Annotated in this window: 15 protein-coding genes; 6 read left to right on the top strand and 9 right to left on the bottom strand. The window is 62.6% G+C overall.

All coding sequences use genetic code 11. From position 1 onward, the window contains the following. Nucleotides 1-9: 9 nt before the first annotated feature. From J0X03_RS08515 to J0X03_RS08495, 5 genes are all read right to left on the bottom strand, one after another. Entirely contained in the window at nt 10-1,407 is a 1,398-nt protein-coding gene (locus J0X03_RS08515) for an amino acid permease (protein ID WP_046687376.1), read from the bottom strand. A 20-nt stretch (nt 1,408-1,427) separates the two neighbouring features. After that, a complete protein-coding gene (locus J0X03_RS08510; RefSeq protein WP_160204389.1) occupies nt 1,428-2,615 on the bottom strand; it encodes an amino acid aminotransferase in 1,188 nt (395 codons plus the stop codon). A 58-nt stretch (nt 2,616-2,673) separates the two neighbouring features. Further along, a complete protein-coding gene (locus J0X03_RS08505) occupies nt 2,674-3,045 on the bottom strand; it encodes a RidA family protein (protein WP_033643621.1) in 372 nt (123 codons plus the stop codon). Nucleotide 3,046: 1 nt separating this feature from the next. Next, nucleotides 3,047-3,844, bottom strand: a complete 798-nt coding sequence (locus J0X03_RS08500) for an alpha/beta hydrolase (protein WP_046687378.1) — start codon at nt 3,842-3,844, stop codon at nt 3,047-3,049. A gap of 147 nt (nt 3,845-3,991) precedes the next feature. Continuing rightward, entirely contained in the window at nt 3,992-4,903 is a 912-nt protein-coding gene (locus J0X03_RS08495; RefSeq protein WP_160204390.1) for a LysR family transcriptional regulator, read from the bottom strand. Nucleotides 4,904-5,001: 98 nt separating this feature from the next. Between J0X03_RS08495 and J0X03_RS08490 the strand changes: the two genes are divergently transcribed. Both J0X03_RS08490 and J0X03_RS08485 read left to right on the top strand, forming a co-directional pair. Further along, nucleotides 5,002-5,619 (top strand): glutathione S-transferase family protein, encoded by a 618-nt coding sequence (locus J0X03_RS08490; RefSeq protein ID WP_060660543.1) that lies wholly within the window; start codon nt 5,002-5,004, stop codon nt 5,617-5,619. A gap of 4 nt (nt 5,620-5,623) precedes the next feature. Beyond that, a complete protein-coding gene (locus tag J0X03_RS08485) occupies nt 5,624-6,538 on the top strand; it encodes a pyridoxamine 5'-phosphate oxidase family protein (protein WP_033650796.1) in 915 nt (304 codons plus the stop codon). Between the two features lie 42 nt (nt 6,539-6,580). On the opposite strand, the gene J0X03_RS08480 is transcribed toward J0X03_RS08485, so the two are convergent. Then, nucleotides 6,581-6,796, bottom strand: a complete 216-nt coding sequence (locus J0X03_RS08480; protein ID WP_004935234.1) for a glycogen synthase — start codon at nt 6,794-6,796, stop codon at nt 6,581-6,583. 211 nt (nt 6,797-7,007) lie between these two features. Here J0X03_RS08480 and gabD point away from each other — a divergent pair, with 211 nt between their 5' ends. From gabD to J0X03_RS08465, 3 genes are all read left to right on the top strand, one after another. Beyond that, the gene (gabD, locus tag J0X03_RS08475; RefSeq protein ID WP_160204391.1) at nt 7,008-8,483 is read left to right on the top strand and encodes an NADP-dependent succinate-semialdehyde dehydrogenase; all 1,476 of its coding nucleotides are present in this window, start codon (nt 7,008-7,010) and stop codon (nt 8,481-8,483) included. Between the two features lie 98 nt (nt 8,484-8,581). Beyond that, nucleotides 8,582-8,995, top strand: coding sequence for a GyrI-like domain-containing protein (locus tag J0X03_RS08470; RefSeq protein ID WP_033643629.1), 414 nt, complete (start codon nt 8,582-8,584; stop codon nt 8,993-8,995). A gap of 22 nt (nt 8,996-9,017) precedes the next feature. Then, nucleotides 9,018-9,386 carry a glyoxalase superfamily protein gene (locus J0X03_RS08465; protein ID WP_033644308.1) on the top strand — a complete coding sequence of 123 codons (369 nt, stop codon included), beginning with the start codon at nt 9,018-9,020 and terminating at the stop codon, nt 9,384-9,386. A gap of 6 nt (nt 9,387-9,392) precedes the next feature. Here J0X03_RS08465 and J0X03_RS08460 read toward each other — a convergent pair whose 3' ends face one another. Continuing rightward, nucleotides 9,393-9,788 (bottom strand): (R)-mandelonitrile lyase, encoded by a 396-nt coding sequence (locus J0X03_RS08460; RefSeq protein WP_129992883.1) that lies wholly within the window; start codon nt 9,786-9,788, stop codon nt 9,393-9,395. 173 nt (nt 9,789-9,961) lie between these two features. Between J0X03_RS08460 and J0X03_RS08455 the strand changes: the two genes are divergently transcribed. Beyond that, complete coding sequence (locus J0X03_RS08455) at nt 9,962-10,855, top strand: LysR family transcriptional regulator (RefSeq protein ID WP_101453176.1); 894 nt, start codon at nt 9,962-9,964, stop codon at nt 10,853-10,855. Here the strand turns inward: J0X03_RS08455 and J0X03_RS08450 are convergent. Together J0X03_RS08450 and J0X03_RS08445 are read right to left on the bottom strand one after the other, a co-directional pair. Continuing rightward, nucleotides 10,852-11,841: an aldo/keto reductase gene (locus J0X03_RS08450; protein ID WP_103100997.1), complete on the bottom strand. Its 990-nt coding sequence runs from the start codon at nt 11,839-11,841 to the stop codon at nt 10,852-10,854. The two genes, J0X03_RS08455 and J0X03_RS08450, sit on opposite strands and share 4 nt — an antisense overlap. Before the next feature lie 130 nt (nt 11,842-11,971). Beyond that, a complete protein-coding gene (locus J0X03_RS08445; RefSeq protein WP_160204392.1) occupies nt 11,972-21,988 on the bottom strand; it encodes a non-ribosomal peptide synthetase in 10,017 nt (3,338 codons plus the stop codon). Nucleotides 21,989-22,384: the final 396 nt, after the last annotated feature.

Below are 22,384 nucleotides of genomic sequence, written 5' to 3'. Positions count from 1 at the left end.
CTCCCCTTATTACTCCACCTCCGGCGCCTTGAACGGCGACGGCGTAGCCGCGCGGCGGCTCTGGAAGTGATAAGCCGCCACCAGCAGCAAAGTGAACGGAATACCGAACCACAGCGTCATGCGGAAGAATTCGGTAAACGCCGTCGAGATCATCAACGCCGTCATCAGCCCGGCGCCGAGCAAGGTGGTATAGGGAAAGCCCCACATGCGAAACTTCAGGTGGGTCTGCCGATGCCGGCGGCGGAAGAACAGGTGGGTGACGAAAATCATCAGCCAGGTAAAGCAGGCGCCATACACCGAGATAGACATCATGGCGGCGAACGAGGTTTCCGGCGCCACCAGGCTCAGCACGATAGACACCACGATACCGATGCACGACATCGCCAGCGCATTGACCGGAATACCGCGCCGGCTGACGCGCCCCAACGCCGCCGGCGCCTGCCCGGCGCGCGACAGCGAGAACATCATGCGAGTGGTGATATACAGCTGGCTGTTCATTGCCGACAGCGCCGCTACCAGCACGATAAAGTTGAAAATACCGGCGGCGGCGGGCAGATGGATCACGTTCATCGCCATCAGGAACGGGCTTTCGCCGGTGCCGGACTGGCGCCAGGGCACGATGGCCAGCATCAGGGCGATCGACAGCATGTAGAAGATGAACAGCCGCACGATGGTGCCCTTGAACGCCGCCTTCACCGCAATCACCGGATTCTTCGCCTCGCCGGCGGCCACCGCGATCATTTCAATGCTCAGGTAGCTGAAGATGGACACGATCACCGCGAACCACATGCCCTTGACGCCAAACGGCATAAAGCCGCCGGCGGTCAGGTTGCGCAGACCATAGGCCGGGTTGCCCGAGAACGCCAGAATGCCGATGCCGATCAGAATAAACGCCACGATCGCCGTCACTTTGACGGTGGACAGCGCGTATTCCACCTGGCCGAACGATTTCACGCCGATCACGTTAACGACGATCACCGCCGCCGAGAACAGCAGCACCCACGGCCAGGTCGGCGTCGCCGGGAACCAGAACTGCATGTACATGCCGATGGCGGTGACTTCGGTGCCCACCGCCAGCACCACGCAGGACCAGTAAGAGTAACGCACCAGAAAACCGAACAGCGGGCCGAGGTAGAATTCGGCGTAGTCGCCGAACGAGCCGGGCGTCGGGTGTTCGGAGGTCATTTCCGCCAGGCTGCCCATCAGCAGCAGCGCAATGACGCCGCCGATCAGGTAGCTCAGCAATACCGACGGCCCCGCCATCTGGATGGCGTAGGCGCTGCCGAGAAACAGCCCGGTGCCGATGGCGCCGCCGATCGCCAGCATCGACATCTGCCCGGCGGTAAGATGCTTGTTCAACCCGCCCTGGCGGCGGGCGATATGCTCAAAATCATTCATCTGTGGCATGGCTGTGCTCCCGAGCGGAGTTAGGCGGTGCGGGTGACGTCGAGGATCGCGGCGGTCACGTAGTCAATGTTGCCGGGGTTAAGCCCTGGCAGGCACATGCGGCCGGGCGAGACCAGATAGATGGCATAGCGCTGCCGCAGGGTCTGCAGCTGCGCTTCGTTCAGGCCGGTATAGCTGAACATGCCGCGCTGATCGCGTATGCGCCGGTGATCCAGCGAAGAGCCGCCCTGCGCCAGCCCGGCGGCCAGCTGTTCACGCATTTGCTTGATGCGCGAGCGCATTTCCGCCAGCTCATCGCGCCAAAGCTCGCCGAGTTCGGCATCGCCAAGCAGGGTTTCCACGATCTGGCTGCCGTGCGTCGGCGGGCAGGAGTAGCTGCGGCGGATCAGCGTTTTTAACGCCCCTTTGACGTTGGCGGCATTTTCCGCGTCGGCGCAGCGCACCGACAGCGCGCCCAGACGCTGGCCGTACAGCGCGACGTTTTTGGAAAACGAATTGCAGACCAAAAACGGCAGATCGGTTTTCAGCGCTTCGCGCAATGCAAAGCAGTCCTCCTCCAGCCCGTCGCCGAAGCCCTGATAGGCGATGTCGAACAGCGGCAGCAGGCTGCGTCGCTGCAGCACGGCGAGCGTGGCGCGCCACTGCTCCGCCGTCAGATCGGTGCCGGTCGGGTTATGGCAACAAGGGTGCAGCAAGACCACGCTGCCGGGCGGCAGGCTGTCCAACGCGTCGAGCATGGCGGCGAAACGCAGGCCGCCCGCCGCTTCATCAAAGTAGGGATAGGTATTCACCTGCAGCCCGGCGCCTTCGAAAATCGCCCAGTGATTGGCCCAGGTAGGATCGGACACCCAGATTTCGCCGCGCGCCAGAAAGTGGCGCAAAAAATCCGCCGCCAGCTTCAACGCGCCGGAGCCGCCGACGGTCTGCACCGTGGCGATCTCGGCCGCCTGTTGCTCACCGAACAGCAGCGCCTGCACCTGGCGGGCGAACTGCGGCGAACCTTCGATCGGCGGATAACCGTGCGGGCGGCGCAGCGCCAGCAACCGCTGCTCGGCCGCCTCAACCGCCTGCATCAGCGGAATATTCCCCTGCCGATCGTAATACAGCCCAATGCCTAAATTCACTTTTTTCGGATTGGGATCCTGCAAATAGGCTTCCATCAGCGACATAATAGGATCGGCGGCGGAAGGTGCAATCTGTTTAAACATGACGCATCCTTAACTCGTTATTGAATTAATATGAAGACAGGCTTAAGGAGAAATTAAATCAGGCGATGGCGCTGACGGTAATTTCTATTTTCATTCCGGGCACCACCAATTTCTCGACGATAACCGTGGAGCGATTGGGATAAGGATAATTAAAGTATTTCCGGTAAATATCATCGAGCCATTTAACGTCGTTAACGTCGGTAAGATACACGATCACCTGCAGCACCTTATCGCTGTGGCTGCCCGCCGCCTTCAGCGTCTGCGCCAGGTTATCGAAGGTCAGCGCAATCTGTCGCTCCGGCGCGCCGGTGTCGATGCTGCCGTCCGCCCGCACCGGGCCATGGGCGGTAAACAGCATGCCGCCGCCCCGGGTGGCCCAGGAAAAAGGCTGGCCGATATCCGGCAGCCCGGTCTCTACAATCTCGCGCATGTCAGTGGTTCCCGTGGTGGTCAAGTTGGCGAAGCAGCGCGCCGTCGGCGGCGAACAACGCATCCAGGATGGTGAAATGGTTGGCGCCTGGCACCGCGACCAGTTCAGCCGGCAGCCCGCGTTGGCGCAGCGCCGCATGATAGTGTTGCGACTGACCTCTCAGTTCCGGCAGCTCCAATGCGCCGTAATACAGCGTAAGCGGCTTGCCGCGCGTCGGCAGGCGGCGCGCCGGGCTGAGCGTTTCAATTTGCCGCGTGGTCAACTGCAGCGCCCGATTGACATAACTTTGTTGCAGCGGCGCCAGCTCGAACAGGCCGCTGATGGGAAAGACGGCATCCACCAACGCATGCTGCTGCCAGAGCGCCGCCAGCTGCCCGCCGGCGGAATGGCCGCACAGATAAACCGGATGGGCGTAGTGCGGCGGCAGGCGGCGCTGAATGGCATCCAGTGCCATTCCGATCTGTCGGCATATTTCGTCGAGATCCACCGCCGGTGCGAGCGCATATTCCACCAACACCACGTCAAGACCCAACGCCAGCGGCCCGGCGGCGATAAAGGCGAAATCCGCCTTATCGCAAAATTGCCAATAGCCGCCGTGAATAAAAATTAACGTCCCCTGATGCTGCTTTGCAGAATAGAGCCAATCAAATGTTTCACGTTCGCCGTTGCCATAAGCAATATTATTTTCATGGCGCGTCTGTTTATAAACAGCCGCGCTGCGGGTTTGAAATGAAGTCAAAATAGCCGCTTCATTATCCACCGTGGCGCCGTTGTCATAACTCCCCGCAAGTGGTTTCATATATTAAACTTCGTTTATTATTTAAGATGTGAATTAACTATTAGCACCGACAACATTATTGTCAAGACGGGCGCATCAGCAATGCGCGCCCGGTAAAATAAAACCTGATGAATAATGAAAAAGTTTAACCCATGAAACTTGTTGCGTTTATTTCCCCCGCCCGTCCAGCTGAATTTGCGGCAAGGCGCTGAGCCGTTCAAATGCATAATCCCAAAAGGCGCGCACCTTCAGCGGCATGTGCTGCGCATGCTGCGCCACCAGCTGTACCGGCATCGGCAACGGCTCATGATCCGTCAACAGCCGCACCAGCGTACCGGCGGCCAAATCGTCCGCCACCTGATACGAGAGCAACCGGGCGACGCCCTTGCCGGCGCGCACCGCCAGCAGTTGCGCTTCCACGTCGTTGAGCAACAGCCGGGGCGTCAATCGCACGCGCTCGCCGTTTTCCTGCGGGCCGAAGCGCCATTCGCGCAGCGACGGCCGCTGGGTGCCGACGATGGTGGCGTGCTCCGCCAGCTGCGCCGGCGATCGCGGTTCACCGCAGCGCGCCAGGTAATCCGGGCTGGCGACCGTCACCCGGCTGACCTGCCCCAGCCGCCGCGCCACGCGGGAAGAGTCCTGCAGATGACCGATGCGCACCGCGATATCCAACCCTTCGTCAATCAGATCGAGATTGCGATCGTTCAATACCATTTCGATCTGCATCTGCGGGTAATCATCGAGAAATGCCATCACCACCGGCGCCACGTACCGGCGGCCGAACTGCACCGGCGAGGTAACGCGCAGCAAGCCGCTCAGCTGCGCTTCGGCGGTATCCTGCACCACCGCCTGATAATCCTGCAGCAGCCGTTGCGCGCGCTCCAACAGCCGCGCACCCGCCTCGGTGGGCGCCAGCCGCCGGGTCGTGCGCTCCACCAATCGGGTGCCGAAACGCTGTTCCAGCGCGGCGATGGCCCGGGTGATCGCCGGCGCCGAACGCCGCAGTTTGCGCCCGGCCGCCGCCAGGCTGCCTTGCTGCACCACCGCCACGAAAATCGCCAACTCGTCTAACCGATCCATAGATTCTTCCGAAAAGTGAAATTATCAATTTCCACATTGCCGGATTTCGCTCGTTCAACGCAAGAGTATGCTGACAAAAAGCACTGAGGAGAAACGCCATGTCCACCATCACACTCTACGGCACCCCGCTTTCCGGCCACGTTCATCGCGTGGCGTTGCTGCTGCGCATGCTGGCGCTGCCCTATGCATGGGTCGAAGCCTCGGCGGACGTACGGCAGAGCGCAGCCTTCCGCCGGCTCAACCCGTTCGGCCAGATCCCGGTCTTGCAGGATGGCGATCTGACGCTGGCCGACAGCAACGCCATTCTGGTCTATCTGGTGAAGCGCTATGCGCCGGACAGCCACTGGCTGCCGGAACAGCCGGCCGCGGCGGCGCGAGTGCAGGCCTGGCTTTCCAAAGCCGCCGGTGAAGTCCGCTACGGCCCGGCGGCCTGCCGACTGATCGCCCAATTCGCCGTGCCGGAGGACTATCAGGCGGCGCGGGCGGTCAGCGATCGTTTCCTGCCGCAGATGGAACAGCATCTGAGCGAGCGGGACTACCTGGCCACCGAACACCCCACCATCGCCGATCTGGCCTGCCACAGCTACGTGGCGGTCGCGGCTGAAGGCGGCATTTCGCTGTCGCCTTACCCTGCGATACGTCGCTGGGCGGCGCGCATCGCTGTACTGCCCGGCTACTTTGCCATGCCGGCCCTGCCGGAACCGGCGGGGAGCTGACGCCATGATCCCGCAACTGTTCCATCCCGATGAGCTGCGCGCACAGACGCTGGCCGGGTTTGGCGGCGTAGGCGGCGGCATCTACCCCGCGATGCCGGATCAGCACCGCGCGTTTTTCGCCGCGCTGCCCTACCTGTTTGTCGCCACGCTGGATGAACAAGGCTGGCCCATCGCCACCCTGTTCACCGGCCCGCCCGGATTTTTACGCACGCCGGACGACACGCATTTACGCATCAGCGCGCCGCGCCGCGGCGACGATCCCGCCCAGGCGCTGTTGCTGCCCGGCAAGCCGGTCGGCGCGCTAGGGCTGGATTTCAGCAACCGGCGGCGCAACCGCGCCAACGGCGCCATCGGCCGCACCGACAAAAACCGGGTGGAAATCCTCGTTCAGCAAAGCTTCGGCAACTGCCCGCAGTACATTCAGCGCCGCGAACTCTACCCGGTGGACAGCCGGCCGCAGCCGGTTGAGCATTTGGCCGTGCTGGATGCGGCGGCGCAGGCGCTGATCCGCGCCGCGGACACCTGCTTCGTCGCCAGCTGCGCGCACCTGACACTGCCGCAGGGCGGCGTGGATATTTCCCATCGCGGCGGCCGCCCCGGCTTTATCCATCTGGAAGGCGACACGCTGTGGATGCCGGACTTTCGCGGCAACCGCTACATGAACACGTTGGGCAATCTGCTCGCCGAACCGCGGGCGGCGCTGCTGTTCATCGATTTCGATCGCGGCGACGTGCTGCATCTGCAGGGGGAAACGCAAATCCTCTGGCAGGCGGAAGGGGATCCCGGCGTCGAAGGGGCGGAACGCTATTGGCGGTTTGACGTGCGCCGCGCCTGGCGTTTTGCGGCGGCGCTGCCGTGGCGAGGGCGCAATCTGGAGTATTCGCCGGCGACGCTGGCGACCGGGGTGTGGCGCCGCTGAGCTGAAATGAAAAGCCCCGCGGCGGCGGGGCTGGATCGGAAATTACAGGCTGTGTTCGGCCGCCGATGCGGCCTGATAAAGCTGACGAAAATAATTCAACCGCGCAAAGAACAGGCGGCTTTGCTGCTCCGACATATTGCCGGCCACTTGCCCGGCGTCAATCTGCCGCCCTTGCCATTCCATCAGGGCAATGCTCGACGCCAAAAAATCCATTTCGCTGCCGTAGGCCGCGAGATGCCTGTCCACTGATTTCATCATTCGCACACTCCTTTTAATCACATCGAAAAGGGTCATATGCCTGCTCTTTCAGTATCGGCTCGCCGGCGGATGTTTTTTGTACAGAAGGTGCGCATGAAGAAAACGCTCATCTTGTCGCCACCTTGACAAACGGCGGCGGCAAAATTTGCTAGGGTAAAGGGTAGCCGTATGGGATAGACCATTCTGTTGAACTCAGCAAAGGAAGAGACCAATGAGCACCAGCATCAGCGCTACCCTCAAGGATCCCACGCTGTTCCGCGAGGCCAATTACATCGACGGGCAATGGTTGCCGGCCAAAGCAGGCCACACGCTCGCCATTCATAACCCCGCCAACGGCGAGCTGGTCGGCCATGTGCCGGCCTTCGGCGCCGAAGAAACCGCGCGCGCCATCGCCGCCGCCAAAAAGGCGCTGCCCGCCTGGCGTGCGCTGACCGCCAAAGCGCGCGCCGGCAAGCTGCGGCGGCTGTTTGAATTGATGATGGAAAATCAGGAGGATCTGGCGCGCATCATGACGGCGGAACAGGGCAAACCGCTGGCCGAAAGCCGCGGTGAAATCGCCTATGCCGCCTCCTTTATCGAATGGTTCGCCGAGGAAGGCAAGCGGGTGTATGGCGACACCATTCCGCAGCCGCAGGCCGGTCGCCGCATCATCGTGCAAAAAGAGCCGATCGGCGTGTTCGCCGCCATCACTCCGTGGAACTTCCCGGCGGCGATGATCACCCGCAAAGCCGGCCCCGGCTGGGCGGCGGGCTGCACCGGGGTGATCCGCCCCGCCAGCCAGACCCCGTTCTCGGCGCTGGCGATCGCCGTACTTGCGGAGCGCGCCGGGCTGCCCGCCGGGGTATGCAACGTGATCACCGGCCCCAGCAAAGGCATCGGCGGCGAACTCACCGCCAATCCGGACGTACGTAAACTCTCCTTCACCGGCAGCACCGAAGTCGGCGCGCAGCTGCTGGCCCAGTGTGCGCCCACCATCAAGAAAACCAGCATGGAGCTGGGCGGCAACGCGCCGTTTATCGTGTTTGACGACGCCGATCTGGACGCCGCCGTGGCCGGCGCGGTCGCCTCGAAATACCGCAACGCCGGCCAGACCTGCGTCTGCACCAACCGTTTTCTGGTGCAAGACGGCGTATACGATGCCTTCGCCGCCAAACTGAAAGCCGCCGTCGCCAAGCTGAAAGTCGGTAACGGCCTGGATGACGGCGTCACCATCGGCCCGTTGATTAACCCGGACGCGGTGGAGAAAGTGCGCGAGCATATCGCCGACGCCGTCGAGCACGGCGCCTCGGTGCTGCTGGGCGGCAAGCCTGACGCGCTGGGCGGCAATTTCTTCAGCCCGACCATCCTGACCGACGTGCCGCGCACGGCGAAAATCTTCCGCGAGGAGACGTTCGGCCCGGTGGCGCCCCTGATCCGCTTCAGCCAGGAAGCCGACGCCGTCGAACTGGCCAACGACACGCCGTTCGGCCTGGCCGCTTACTTCTACAGCCGCGACATCGGCCGGGTGATGCGCGTGGCCGAAGCGCTGGAGTACGGCATTGTCGGCATCAACGAAGGGCTGATCTCCACCGAGGTGGCGCCGTTCGGCGGCATGAAGCACTCCGGCTTGGGCCGCGAAGGCTCGAAGTACGGCATCGAAGACTATCTCGAGATCAAATACCTGTGCCTCGGCGGTTTGGACGCCTGATGCGAGGGTCCCCGCGTCTGCGGGGGCCCTGTCTGGCGGTTTTGGGGAGCCTTTGCTACCTTTAGGCATCTTTTCAGCGGTTAAAAGGAATTGCCTCTATGCAGCCTCTCTCGGTACACCTGCCCGGTTTTTACGTCGTCGGCCTGACAATCAGAACCACCAATCAGGACGAAACCCAGCCCGAGACGGCTAAAATCCCGGCGCTGTGGTCAGACTTTTTCGCCACGTCGCCCGCCATGCCGGTTTACGGGGTCTACTCCAATTACGCCTCCGACGCCAGCGGGCCGTTTGACGTCACCGCCGGCAGCGCGGCAGAGAGCGGTTTGCACATCCAACCCGGCCGCTATCTGGTGTTCCAGGCCCGTGGCGCCATGCCGGCGGCGGTTATCGCAGGCTGGCAAGCCATCTGGGCCTACTTCGAGCAACACCCGGAAATCGAACGTCGCTTCCTGACCGACTTCGAAGCCTATACCGGCCCCGACGCAGCCGATATCCATATCGGCTGCCGCTAACGCGACAGTGAGGTCAACAATGATGACGCTCTCCCCCGCCATTCCGATCCTGCGTATCTTTTCAGTCGACAAGGCCAAAGAGTTTTATCTGGATTTTCTCGGTTTCACGCTGGCGTGGGAGCACCGTTTCAGCAAAGATCTGCCGCTGTACATGCAGATCGCCCGCTCAGAGCTGACGCTGCACCTGAGCGAACACTATGGCGACAGCACGCCCGGCGCCGCCATTTTCATCCCGGTGCACGATATCGACGCGCTGCACCAGGAGCTCACGGCCAAAAACTATCGCTATGCCAGGCCGGGGCTGGAGGTTGTCGACTGGGGCAAAGAGCTCAACCTCACCGATCCGTTCGGCAACCGCCTGCGGTTTTGCGAACAGAGCCCCCCGGCCTGATCGGCGTTATGGTCGGTAGTCCGCCTCGCTGACCGGCTCCAGCCAGGTCACCGGGCTGCCGTCCACCGCTTCGGCGATGGCGATATGGGTCATGGCGGTGTCCGGTGTCGCACCGTGCCAGTGTTTGACGTCGGCCGGTATCCAAACGATATCGCCGGGGTGCATCTCCTGCGTCTTCTCGCCCCACATCTGGATCCACCCGCGCCCCTGAGTGACGATCAGCATCTGGCCGAGCGGATGCGTATGCCATGCCGTGCGGGCGCCGGGTTCGAAGGTGACGGTCGCGCCGCCCACCCTGGCCGGCGCATCACCGGCGAACGGCGCGTCGATGCGTACCTGCCCGGTAAAGTAATCCGCCGAACCGCGCTGTGATGGGATAGAACCGCTGCGTTGTATTTTCATCTGTCGTGTCCTCCGCGCCGGATCTCACAGCCGGCGCTGATAATCATGAGTGAGTGATGTCAAGATAGCGCCATGCTTTTCCGGCGACTAGCGGGTAGAATGCGCAAGGAGCTATGAGCTCAATTCATAAATCTACGCGCGACAGTGCGCTCACCCTCCTCTTCGGTGCCGATATGTTGAAAGAAAACTTTAACGATCTGATCGCTTTCCTGATGGTGGCCAGGGAGCGCAGCTTCACCAAAGCGGCGGCACAGCTTGGGGTTTCCCAATCGGCGCTCAGCCACGCTATTCGCGGCCTGGAAGAACGCCTGGCGCTGCGTTTGCTCACGCGCACCACTCGCAGCGTCGCCCCCACCGAGGCCGGTGAGCGGTTGCTCAACAGCATTGGTCCACGCTTTGCGGAGATAGAAAACGAGCTGAACGCGCTGGGTGAAATGCGCGATCGGCCCGCCGGCAACATCCGCATCACCGCCGGCGAACACGCGGTGGATGCGGTGCTATGGCCGGTGCTGCGCACTTTTCTCGTCGATTACCCGGATATCAACGTGGAAATCACCGTCGACAACAGCCTGACCGACATCGTCGCCGGGCGATTCGACGCCGGCATTCGGCTGGGGGAACAGGTAGCGAAGGACATGGTCGCGGTGCGCATCGGGCCGGATATGCGCATGGTGCCCGTCGCCTCCCCTGACTATTTCGCCCGTTACGGCCTCCCCGCTACGCCGCAAGCGCTGCAAAACCATCGCTGCATCAACATGCGCCTGCCCACCCTCGGCGGGCTGTACGCCTGGGAATTTGCCCGCGATGGCCGGGAGATTAAAGTGCGGGTAGAGGGGCAACTGACCTTCAACAGCCTGCGCCAGCGAATCGACGCCGCGCAGCTCGGCCTCGGCATCGCCTTTGTGCCGGAAGATACCGTCGCCGAGCCGCTGGCCGACGGTCGCTTGCTGATGGCGCTGGACGATTGGTGCCCGCCGTTTCCCGGTTATTACCTCTATTATCCAAGCCGCAGGCAACACACTACCGCCTTTGCGCTGCTGATTGAGGCGCTGCGACCCGGGGCTTAACGCCCGACGTTCTTCTGCAGATGCGCCGGGTAACGATCGCCGATCACATCGATAGCGGAGAGCGCACGCTCGATCTCGCCCAGTTCGTCCGCCGCCAACACCACCGACGCCGCCGCAAGGTTTTCTTCCAGCCGGTGACGCTTGGTGGTTCCCGGGATCGGCACGATCCACGGCTGCTGGGCCAGCAGCCAGGCCAGGGCGATCTGCGCCGGCGTCACACCTTTGCGCTGCGCTATCTGCCCCAGCACGCTCACCAGCGCCTGATTGGCCCGGCGCGCTTCGGCGCTGAAGCGCGGCACCACGTTGCGAAAATCGCCGCTGTCAAAGGTGGTGTCCTCGGTAATGGCGCCGGTGAGAAAGCCCTTGCCGAGCGGGCTGAACGGCACCAGACCGATGCCCAGCTCTGCCAGCGTCGGCAAGATTTCACGCTCCGGTTCGCGCCACCACAGCGAATATTCGCTTTGCAGCGCCGTGACCGGCTGCACCGCGTGAGCTCGCCGAATGGTTTGCGCACCGGCTTCCGACAGGCCGAAATACTTCACTTTCCCTTCGCGAATCAGTTGCTGCACCGTACCGGCCACCTCCTCGATAGGCACCTCAGGATCGACACGGTGCTGATACAGCAAATCGATCGTCTCTATCCGCAGGCGCTTCAACGAGCCTTCCACCGCCTGGCGAATATGCTCCGGACGGCTGTTCAACACCTGCTGCCCCGCCGGCTGCGGCAGATCGAAACCGAACTTGGTGGCGATGACGACCCGATCGCGCACCGGCGCCAGCGCTTCGCCCAACAATTCCTCGTTCGTGAACGGACCATAAATCTCGGCGGTATCGAAGAACGTCACGCCCTCGTCAACCGCGGCACGGATCAGATCGACCGCCTGCCGTTTGTCGGTGGCCGGGCCGTAACCAAAGCTCAGTCCCATACAGCCCAACCCCAACGCCGAGACTTCCAGCCCTTCGCGCCCCAATTTGCGTGTTTGCATCTTCACTCCCCCACTGATTGATACCGGCCCCGCCTGACGCGGAGCCGTTCCGGTGTGATGACTGTAAAACGCGACTGCCGCCATGACTATGGGGCGAAATACGCTTGAGCTTATGAGCCAGGCTCATAAATCAAACGTCATCGTTGAGCGCTTGTCCGATCGCCTCCTCACACTGCAAGATATTATGGTGGTGACAAGCCAGCGGGATAATCTTGAGCTGCGCGCAAACCGCGCCCAGCCCATTATCTTCCAGCGCCAGCAGCGGCGCCGTTACCGCCTCCGGCAACTGCGGGTTACCCTCCGTCGCCTTAAACAGCGTCACTTTCGTGGTCTGCAATCGGCGGCTCAGCCTTCCCTCAGACAGCCGCCGCTCCGCCTGCCCGGCGGCCATGGCGCGTGTCGCCGCCTCCCCCTCGATGCCCAGCGCAGGCAGCAGTTGCTCCAGCGGCAGCTCCGCCGTGGTCTGCAGATAGAAGCTGTCCAGCAGATACAGCTGCACGTTACGGCAGCCGCGCGCCTCCAGGCGAGCGGCGATCTCCAGCGCGATGATACCCCCCAGCGACCACCCGAGAATGCGCACCGGCCCGGCGTCTTGCAGCAGGCCGGCGGCAATCATGTCGTTCAAATACCGTTCGGCCAGCTCGCCGAGCGAGTCGATGGTCGGTTGATGGTAAAGATTATGGTTATCGACGCCATAGCAATTGAGTCGCCCTTGCAACGGCTGAGCGAAAGCATGAAACGCCTCCGCGCCCACCAGTGCCGGGTGGATCATCCACACAGTGGGCACGCCGTCTGTCCGGCGGTTAAGCGGCATGACCAAACGGCGCTCGTTGGCGGCCAGCAGATTTTTCAGGGTGCGGCTTTGCAACAGCTGCACCACCGGCACCGGCGCGGCCATCAGCGCCCCCATGCCGACGCACAGGGAGATCGCCTTGATCGAAGTGCCGCCCAGCAGGAAGAAATCGTCCGTCATGCCGACCTGCTCGCACTGCAGCGCCTCCTGCCACAATGCGCACAACTGCTGCTCCAGCGCGTTCGCGGGAGCGACATAGGCCTGCGGTTCCCTCGCCGCCGGCACAGGCAACGCCTTGCGATCCAGCTTGCCGCTGGAGTTGTACGGCAACGCTTCCAGCCGCACCAGCGCCGCAGGCAGCATGTATAGCGGCAATTGCCCGCTCATAAAGGCCAGCAGCGCCGACTCCTCCAGCGGCGCCTCACTGACGTAATACAGCGCCAGACGCTGCCGATGCGCCTCTGACAGCACCACGGCGCAGCAGGATTTGATCGCGCCGAACGCCAGCGCACATTGCTCGACCTCCCCCAGCTCGACGCGGTAGCCATTGATTTTCACCTGAAAATCCATACGGCCGAGGAACTCCAGATTGCCGTCCGGCAAATAGCGCCCGGCATCGCCGGTGCGATAAAGCCGCTCCCCCAGTTCCGGATGGTAGATGAATTTTTCCTCGGTCAGCGACGGATTGCGGTAATAGCCGCGCGCCACGCCGGCCCCACCGATGTACTGCTCCCCCGGTAAGCAGGGCGGCAACACGCGCAGATGGCGATCCAGCACATAGAAACGCTGATGGGCCATCGCCCGGCCATAAGGCACGCTGGGCGCCAGGATCGGCGTTTTCGGAATGTCGTACAAAATCGACCAAATGGAGCTTTCGGTCGCGCCCCCGGCGCTGACTACCCGGCACCCTGGCCGCCATTGGCGAATGCGCGCCGGCAGTGAACGCGAGATCACCTCGCCCACCAGCACCACGTTGCGCAAATGCGGCCACTGCGCCTGCGACGCGGCGGACTCCAACTGCTCCACCAGTAGCGTCATCACCGAAGGCGCGGAATTCCAGAAGGTCACCCCCTGAGTCATCAACAACCGATGCCACGCCTCCGGCTGATAGCGTTCGGTTTCGGACGGCATCACGATGGCGCCGCCCACCGACAGCAGGCCGAAAATATCGAACACCGAAATGTCGAAGCTCAGCGCGCTGAGCGCCAACCCGCGATCGTCCGCGCCGAGTTCCAGCTGGTGCAAGGTATCGATGATGCTGTTCACCGCGCCGCGATGTTCTATCGCCACCCCTTTCGGCGTGCCGGTAGAACCGGAGGTGAAGATCACATAGGCCAGCGCGGAAGGTGCCGGCAAGACCGGCTTACCCGGCGTAGCCGGCGGTAACGCCTTGACGGCTCCCTGCGGATCGATGGTCAACAGCCTGGCCTCGCCGCTGGCCCCCCACTCGCGGCTGCTCAGGATAACCCGAGTCTGCGACTGCGCGACGATATCCAGGCGGCGGCGTTCCGGCCAGGCGCCATCCAGCGGCAAATAGGCCTTGCCGGCCATCAGGATCGCCAGCACCGCAATGATTTGCGCCCGCCCTTTGTCCACCATCACCGCGATGGTGTCGGCGCGCATATCCGCATGCTCGCGCAGCTGCAACGACAGCGCCAACGCACGCCGATACAGCTCACCGTAGTTCAGCTCACCCCATTCATCGACAATCGCCACCCGCTGCGGATCGCGCTCGGCCTGACGGATAAAATCATGATGGATGGCGCGTTCGAAATCGTAGGCCGGCGGACAGGATTGACGGAAGGCGCGCTGCCGCGCCGTTTCACTCGCCGATACCAGCGCCAACTGACTGACGCGCTGCTCCCCGTGATTGACGATCTGCGTGAGGATCGTCAGATAATACTCACCCAACAGCGCCAGCGTGGCCGGTGCAAACAGGGCGGTGGCATAGTTGAAGATCGCCCTGCCGCCTTGCGGCGCCGACTGTATGCTCAGCGTCAAATCGAATTTGGCCGCCTGGTAGTGTGTCAACAGATCCTGCGGCGCCAGCCAGGCCGGCGCTTCACCCGCCTCTTCCAGCGCGAACAGCGTCTGAAACAGCGGATGGCGCGACAGATCGCGCGGCACCTGCAGCAGCTCAATCAACTGATCCAACGGTAAATTCTGATGCCGCTGCGCCTGCAGCACGCCATCAAAGACCCGATGCACATAATCGTTCAGCGACGCCGCATCGTCTATTTGCGAGCGCAACGGCAGCGTATTGACGAAGAATCCGATCGCCGAGCGGGTCTCCGCCACCGGCCGGTTAGCGACCGGCGTGCCGACCAGAATGTCTTGCTGGCCGCTGAAGTAACCGAGCAGCAGATTAAAGGCCGCAAGATACAGCGCAAACGGCGTGACGCCTTGCCGCCGGGCGAACTGCGCCGCCTGCATCGTCAGGGTCTCCGGTAGCGCGATGACGTGATTGGCGCCGCGATGATCGAAGCGCGCCGGCCGCACGAAATCGAGCGGCATCTGCAGCGCCTGCCACCCATCCAGCGCTTGTCGCCAATACGCTTTCGCCTCATCCGCCAGTGCGGAGTCCAGCCAGCGCCGCTGCCAGACGGCATAGTCGCCATATTGCAACGGCAACGCCGCCAGCTCAGCCTCCCGCCCTTGCCGCTGCGCCTGATACAGCGCATCCAACTCCTGCAGCAGCACCGGCTGCGACCAGCCGTCAAACGCCAGGTGGTGCACCAGGATCAGGCTGTAAGTCACCCGCCCGCCATCAGGCTGCGCCACCTGGTAAACGCTCGCTCTGATCGGCAACTCCGCCTCCAGGGCAAACGGCCGATCGATATCCTGCCGCAGTCTGTCCGGCCAGCGCGCCGCCTCCAGCGCCACGCGCTCCAGCGATAGCGTTTGTTCACAGGCCCGGGCGACGGCAATTTGGGACGGCTTCTGGGCAATCAGGCTGTGCAACACCTGATGCCGGGCGACGACCGCCTGCAGACTGCGCTCGTAAGCCGTCAGACAGACATCGTCGCCGAGACGGAACAGCATCGGCACATGATAAAGATTGCCGCCGCCGTTCAGGTTCTCGATAAACCACAGCTGCAGCTGTGAAGCGGAGAGCGGATACTCGCGTTGCCGCAGCGGCGGGATCGACATCGGCGCGACGCCCTCCCCCTGCCGCAGCAACGCACGGCACAATGAACGGATCGTCGGGAACCGGCCCAGCTCGCTCAACGTCACCTCGATCCCCAACCGCTGACCGATCTGGTAACAGGCCTGGATCGCCAGAAGGGAATTGCCGCCCAGCGAGAAGAAATTGTCCTCCACGCCGATATCCTGCCGCTGCAACAGATCGCGCCACACCGCCAGGCAAGCGTTCTCCCGCTCGTTCTGCGCCGCGACGAACTCGCGCGCCGTCCTTTTCGGCGGCGGCAACGCCTGTCGGGCTATCTTGCCGTTTTCGGTCAGCGGCAGCTGTGCCAGCTGCATCAGCGCCTGCGGCACCATGTAAGGAGGCAGTTGGCTGCTCAAATGCTGCGCCAAATCCTGCGGGGCGATCGCCTCATCGGCAACGAAGTAAGCGGCCAGACAGGGCTGAGGGTCGGTGACGAGCACGCAACAACAGGCGATCACCCCCGGATAGGCAAGCGCGGCATGCTCTATTTCACCCAGCTCGATACGGTAGCCGTTCAGCTTGACCTGCTGATCGAGACGCCCCAGGAACTCCACATTGCCGTCCTCGAGCCATCGGCCCGCGTCGCCGGTGCGATACACCCGCTCCTGCAGCTCCTCATGCCAGAAGAAACTCTCGGCGGTGCGTTGCGGATCGCCGTAATACCCGCGCGCCAACCCTTCACCGGCCAGATAGATCTCCCCGCGCACGCCCGGCGCCGCGGGCCGTCGTCCGGCATCCAGAATGTAGCAACGCTGGTGCGGCAACGGTTTACCGTAAGGGATGCTGACCGAGCGAATTTTCTCGCCTCGCGGCACCTCATACAGCATGGTGAAGATCGCCGCCTCCGTAGCGCCGCCGGCGCTGCAGAAGCGGACGTGCGGCGCCCAGGCCAGGCAGCGTTCCGGCAGCGAGGTGGCGATCCAGTCGCCCCCCACCATCACCGCCCGCAGCGCCGGCGCAGGCCCGGCCGCCAGCCCCGTGCCGTTTACATAGTCCAGCAACAGCTCCATCAGGGCCGGTGCGCTCAACCATTGCGTCACTCGATGTGTCATCATCAGCTGATACCAGGCTTGCGGATTGACCCGATCTCGCTCGGCCGGCATCACAACCGCGCCGCCCGCGCTCAACGGGCTGAAAATATCGAAGATCGCCAGATCGAAGCTCAACGCGCTGAGCGCCAGGCTGCGATCCCGCTCGTTGAACCCGAAATACCGCCGAACGCCTTCCAGCATGTTCACCGCGCTGCGATGTTCGATCGCCACGCCCTTGGGCGTGCCGGTCGAGCCCGAAGTGAAAATGATATAGGCCAGGCTGTCAGGACCGGCCTCCACCGCCGGCAGGCGCCTCTCCGGCAGCGGCAACTGCGCCGCCAGCCCGTCGGCATTCAGTTCGACCAGGTTGATCTCGTCGCAGGCCCAGGGCGCATCGCTGAGCAACGTATTGATGCCGGCCTGCGCCATCACCTTCAGCCGCCGCTGCGGCGGCCATGTCGCCTCCATCGGCAAAAACGCCTTGCCGCACATCAGCGCCGCCAACAGGGCGATCGGCTGCCGGCGCCCCTTGTCGGCGACGACGGCGATGGCGTCGCCGGTCATCTTGCCCTGCACACGCAGTTGAGTGGCCAGCGTTAACGCCGCCTCGTGCAGTTCGCCGTACGTCATTTCCCCCTGCGCGTCGATCACCGCGACGGCCTGCGGATTGCGCTGCGCATGCCGCACGAAATCCTGTTGCAGGCAGCGTTCAAACGCATAGCTAAAGGCCGGCGCCGCAGGCAGCGCCGGGCTCTGCGGCTGCAGACGAATATTTTCCAGCGGCCAGTCATCGTGGCGCGCCATCTGTTGCAATAGGGCGAGATAGTAGCCGGCCAACCGATCCATCGACGCTTTGCTGAACAGCGCCGACGCGAAGTTGAAGCGCGCGCGCATCTGCTCCCCCTGCGGCGTCAGCGTGAGCGTCAGATCGAACTTGGCAGTGCGCTCATCCGCGCTCAGATCGACCACCGACAGCCAGTCCGGACGCGCCGGTGCGCCGCTCTCGCCCTCCAGCGCGAACATGACCTGGAACAGCGGATGCCGCGAAAAGTCGCGCGGCAGCGCCAGAGCGTCCACCAGCGCCTCCAGCGACAGCGTCTGATGCTGCTGCGCCCGCAGCGTCGTGGCCGCCACCTCTCGCACAAACTCGGCAACGCCCTGACGCGGGTCGATCTGCCGGCGTAAAGGCAGCGTATTGACAAAGAACCCGATCAGATTCCCCAGCTCAGGGCGATTGCGGTTCGCCAGCGGCGTGCCCACCATCACATCGTTCTGACCGCTGTAGCGGGCAAGCAACAGCATGAACCCCGCCAGCATCACGGCATGCAGCGTCACGCCCTCTCGGCGCGCCAACGCCTCCAGCACCTTCACCAGCGCCGCCGGCAGCGGCACTTCGCTGTTGTCGCCGCGTACGTCGAAGACCGCCGGCCGCAAAAAATCCACCGGCAGCGAGAGCGGCTGCCAGCCCGCCAGCTCTCGTTGCCAAAAGGCCAATTCGTCGGCCCGGCGCTGCACATTTTCCGGCGCGTGTTGCCAGCACGCATAGTCGAGGTATTGCAGCGCCGGCTCTGTCGCCTTACGCCACGTTCCCCGATAGCGCGCGTCCAGTTCCTGCAGCAGCACCTCAAGCGACCAACCGTCAAAGACGATGTGATGGAACACCAACAGACAAACGGCCGTTTCCCCGCCCGCCGCATCGCGGTAACGATAGCGCGTGGCGCGCAGCGGCAGCTCGCGCGTCAAATCCATCGGCCGGCTGCAGGCCTGCGCCAGCACCATGTCAAACTCAGCGCCGCTCACCGTTAGCAAAGGCACCGGCAGCACGGCGTCGCTGACCCACTGGCTGGCTTCGCCCCGCTCATTCTGGCGAATCAGGCTACGCAGGATCTGGTGGCGCTCGACGATCGCCTGCAGACAGTCCGCAAAACGTTGGTCATCGATGTCCGGCGCCAGCCGCAGCAGCACCGGCGACAGATAGTGCGTGGCGTCCGCCGACAGTTGCTGAACAAACCACAATCGCGACTGCTGAAGCGACAGCGGCCCCTCCCGCAGCCCGCCGACGAGGATGGGCGGCTCATCCGACGGCGCCTGCCGTTGAGCGGCGATATGCTCGCTCAGCGCGGCCACCGTCGGATGCTGATTCAACGTCAGCACCGAGATCTTCGCCCCCGGCAGTTTATTCACTTCGTGACACAGCCTGATGGCCATAATGGAGTTGCCGCCGAGGCGGAAGAAGTTGTCGTCCATGCCGACATGGCCGCCCAGCAGCCGATTGAACAGTGCAGAAAGCTGAGTCTCCAGCGGCGTGCCCGGTTGGCGAAACGCCGTTTGCCGCTCCACCGGCAGCGGTTCCGGCAATGCCCGGTAATCGACCTTGCGGCTCACCGTCAGCGGCAGCGCCGACAGCGCCGACAGCGCCGACGGCAACATATAATGCGGCAGCTGCGCCGCCAGGCGTTGCAAGAGGTCGCCGGCCTGCGGCGTCGCGCCGGGCTTCGGCACATACCAGGCCGCCAGTTGGTCCGTCGTGCCGGGGCGCAGGGTCACCACCGCCTCGGCCACCTCGGGCAGCGCGCGCAGCTGCATTTCGATCTCGCCCAACTCGATGCGATAGCCGTTGATCTTGATCTGCTGGTCGTGTCGCCCAAGATAGTCCAGGCTGCCGTCGGCCAAGCGCCGTACCCGGTCGCCGGTGCGATACAGGCGCCGGTAAGGCTCACGCAGTTCAAAAGGATTGGCGACGAATGCGGCTTCCGTCAGCGCCGGCAGGTTCAGGTATCCGCGCGCCAGGCCGACGCCGGCCAGACACAGCTCGCCCTCCGCCCCCAGCGGCATTAGATTGTCATGCTCGTCAACCACATAACAACGCATATTGGCGATGGCGTGGCCGATATTGCGCGCGCCGTTGCGGCGATAGATATTCAGACTGGCGCTGACCGAAGCCTCGGTCGGGCCGTACAGATTGGCAACCTGCATGCCGCAGGCCAGGTAATGGTCGAGCGCCTCCTGCGCGGTCGCCTCGCCGCCGGTCGCGAGATAGCGCACCGAAGCCGGCAGGTCTGGCAAGGTGCCAAGCAGCGCCGGCGGCAGGAAACAGGCTTCGATGCCCCAGGCCGCCATTTGGCCGCACAACAGCGCCGGATCGCGCCGCTGCGCCTCGCCCGCGATGAACAGCCGGTGGCCGTTGCTCAGGGCCATGAACACTTCAAACACGTGCGCGTCAAAGGCCAGCGACGCGAACTGCAGGCAGTTGAGCGCGCCCGATTCATTGCGCAGCAAACGCTGCGTATGACCCCGCACCATGTTGGCCGCGCCCCGGTGTTCGCACAGCGTACCTTTCGGCCGCCCGCTGGTGCCGGAGGTGTAAATCACGTAGGCCAATTGCCGGGCTTCGACATTCGGCAGGCTCGCGGCATCCGCATCGGCAAGCGATTCATCCGCCGCCAGGCAAACGCCGTCCGGCGCCAGACGCCGCGCCTCCCCTTGCAATGCGCTTTCCGTCAGGACGATGGGGCTGTTCACCTCTTGCAGAATATATTCCAGGCGCTGCGCCGGCGCCGCGGGATCCAGCGGCACATAGGCACCGCCCGCCTTCATGATGGCCAGCATCGCCACCACCGCTTCCGCGCTGCGCTGCAGATACAGCGGGATCAGCGTCTCTGGCGGCATGGCGGCGCCGCGCAACCGGCGATATTCTTCCCTCAGCCGTATTGCCAGGCGATCGCTGCGCTGCGCCAGTTGGCGGTAGCTGAGCGAACCGTTGGCATCGGTTACGGCGATGCGTTCCGGATGACGGCGCGCCTGGCGAGCCACGCCGTCGAGCAGTGTCGCCCCTGGGTCGGCCGTGTCCGGCTCGCTCTCCCAGGCGTCGCGGCAGCGTAAAACCTGCTGCGCCGTGAGCTGCGGCCACGCGGCTATCGGCGCGTCCGGTTCGGTTAGCGCACGCTGCAATAGCCCGAGATACTGATCCGCCATCTCCGCCATTTGCGTGGCGTCGAACAGATCGGGCCGATAACGCAGGCGAAACTCAAAGGCCTGCTCGGTCGGCTGATACTCCAGCAGCAGTTCCGAACCGGCCAGATCGACGTTGTAACGGTGATTGACGCCGATGCGGCAACCGTCAAGCGCCAGCGGCGCATCTTTCAGGTAAGCCTGAGTGAAATTGACGTTCAGCTCGCGCACCGGGCTGAGGTTCAGCATGTCATAAACCGGCAATTGGCTGTGCCGCAGCTTGCCCGTCACCTTGAGCGCTTTGCTGTAGGCCAGCGTCGCGCGGTACAGCTGGTTGAACGTGGCTTGCGGGGCGAGCGTTAAGGGAAACACCGCGGTGTTGACCTGGGCGCCGAAAAACAGCGGCTCGCCGCCGTCCGGCGCGACGGGATAACCGATATGCACCGTGTCCTGCGCGGATTGCCGGGCGATCAGCAACGCCCACAGCGTTTTGAATATCAGGAATGGGTTGGCATATCTGACGCCAGACTTCAGCGCCTGCCACTCGGCGAACGGCAACGTAAAGCGCACTTCGCCGGCGCCGGGTGCTTCGGGGGCTTCACCGGGGAGATAAGGCAACGCTACGCGCGGGGCGCATTCGGCCAACCGGTCGCCCCAGAATGACGCGGAAGCGAAGTCCTGCTTCAACGCCGCGATATCCGCCTCATAGCGCCGGTACAATCGACAAATGTCCGTTTCATCCGCCTGCGGCGGCGCCACGGCAGCCCCGCGATTGTAATAGGCGGAAACGGCGTTGTAGAACTCCTGGCCGGACAGGCCGTCGATCAGGATGTGATGAACGACAATGATCAAATTATAGCGCTGCGGCGCCAGCTCAATCAGGTAGAAGCGGCACAGCGGCCCCTCCCGAAGATCGAACGGCGTATTGATTAATTTGCCGACATCGCAATCGGCATCAAGCGTTTCCAACGCAATTTTCTTCTCCGTCTTTACCCAGCGTAATTGCGGCGAGCTGTCGTCGAGGACATGGTGAAACAGAATATAGTCCCGGCACACGCCCTCGACCGCCGCGCGCAGTCGATCGACGTCCAGCGCCCCCTCAATGGTCTGATCCAGCACCAGGTTGTACTCGCAGGAGTGTGGATTGAGGACGTATTCATTCCAAAACGTGTGGGTATAGGGTGAAGCGATGATCGCGCCCATGAATCAATTCCCTTTTAATATATTCCAATAATATATGAATAGATATTTATGCATGGCATAAATACCGTGATAGTTATGCGATTGAGCTGTTAGTCGAAAACTTAAAAAACATAAGAGCGAATATTATTTTATTTTTATAAAAAATAAAGCCACAAAAACACAAATAAACCAAAACCAACAAAAACAATGACATAAAAAATAATTTATCATTTAAAAATGAATTCTGACTTTTCATTCATAAATAAAATAACTATTGTAAATAAATTAAAATCAAGGATGGGAATATATTTAATATAAATAGAACTAATTTAAAGGCATCGCAGGAAAAGCGATAAAAAAGAGAATCTTCTTAAATGAAAACCCGCATCTTTCAGTTGCGCTATTCCAAAGCGTACG

Source organism: Serratia ureilytica (genome assembly GCF_017309605.1).
GTDB lineage: Bacteria > Pseudomonadota > Gammaproteobacteria > Enterobacterales > Enterobacteriaceae > Serratia > Serratia ureilytica.
This window is presented reverse-complemented; position numbering and strand designations above follow the sequence as displayed.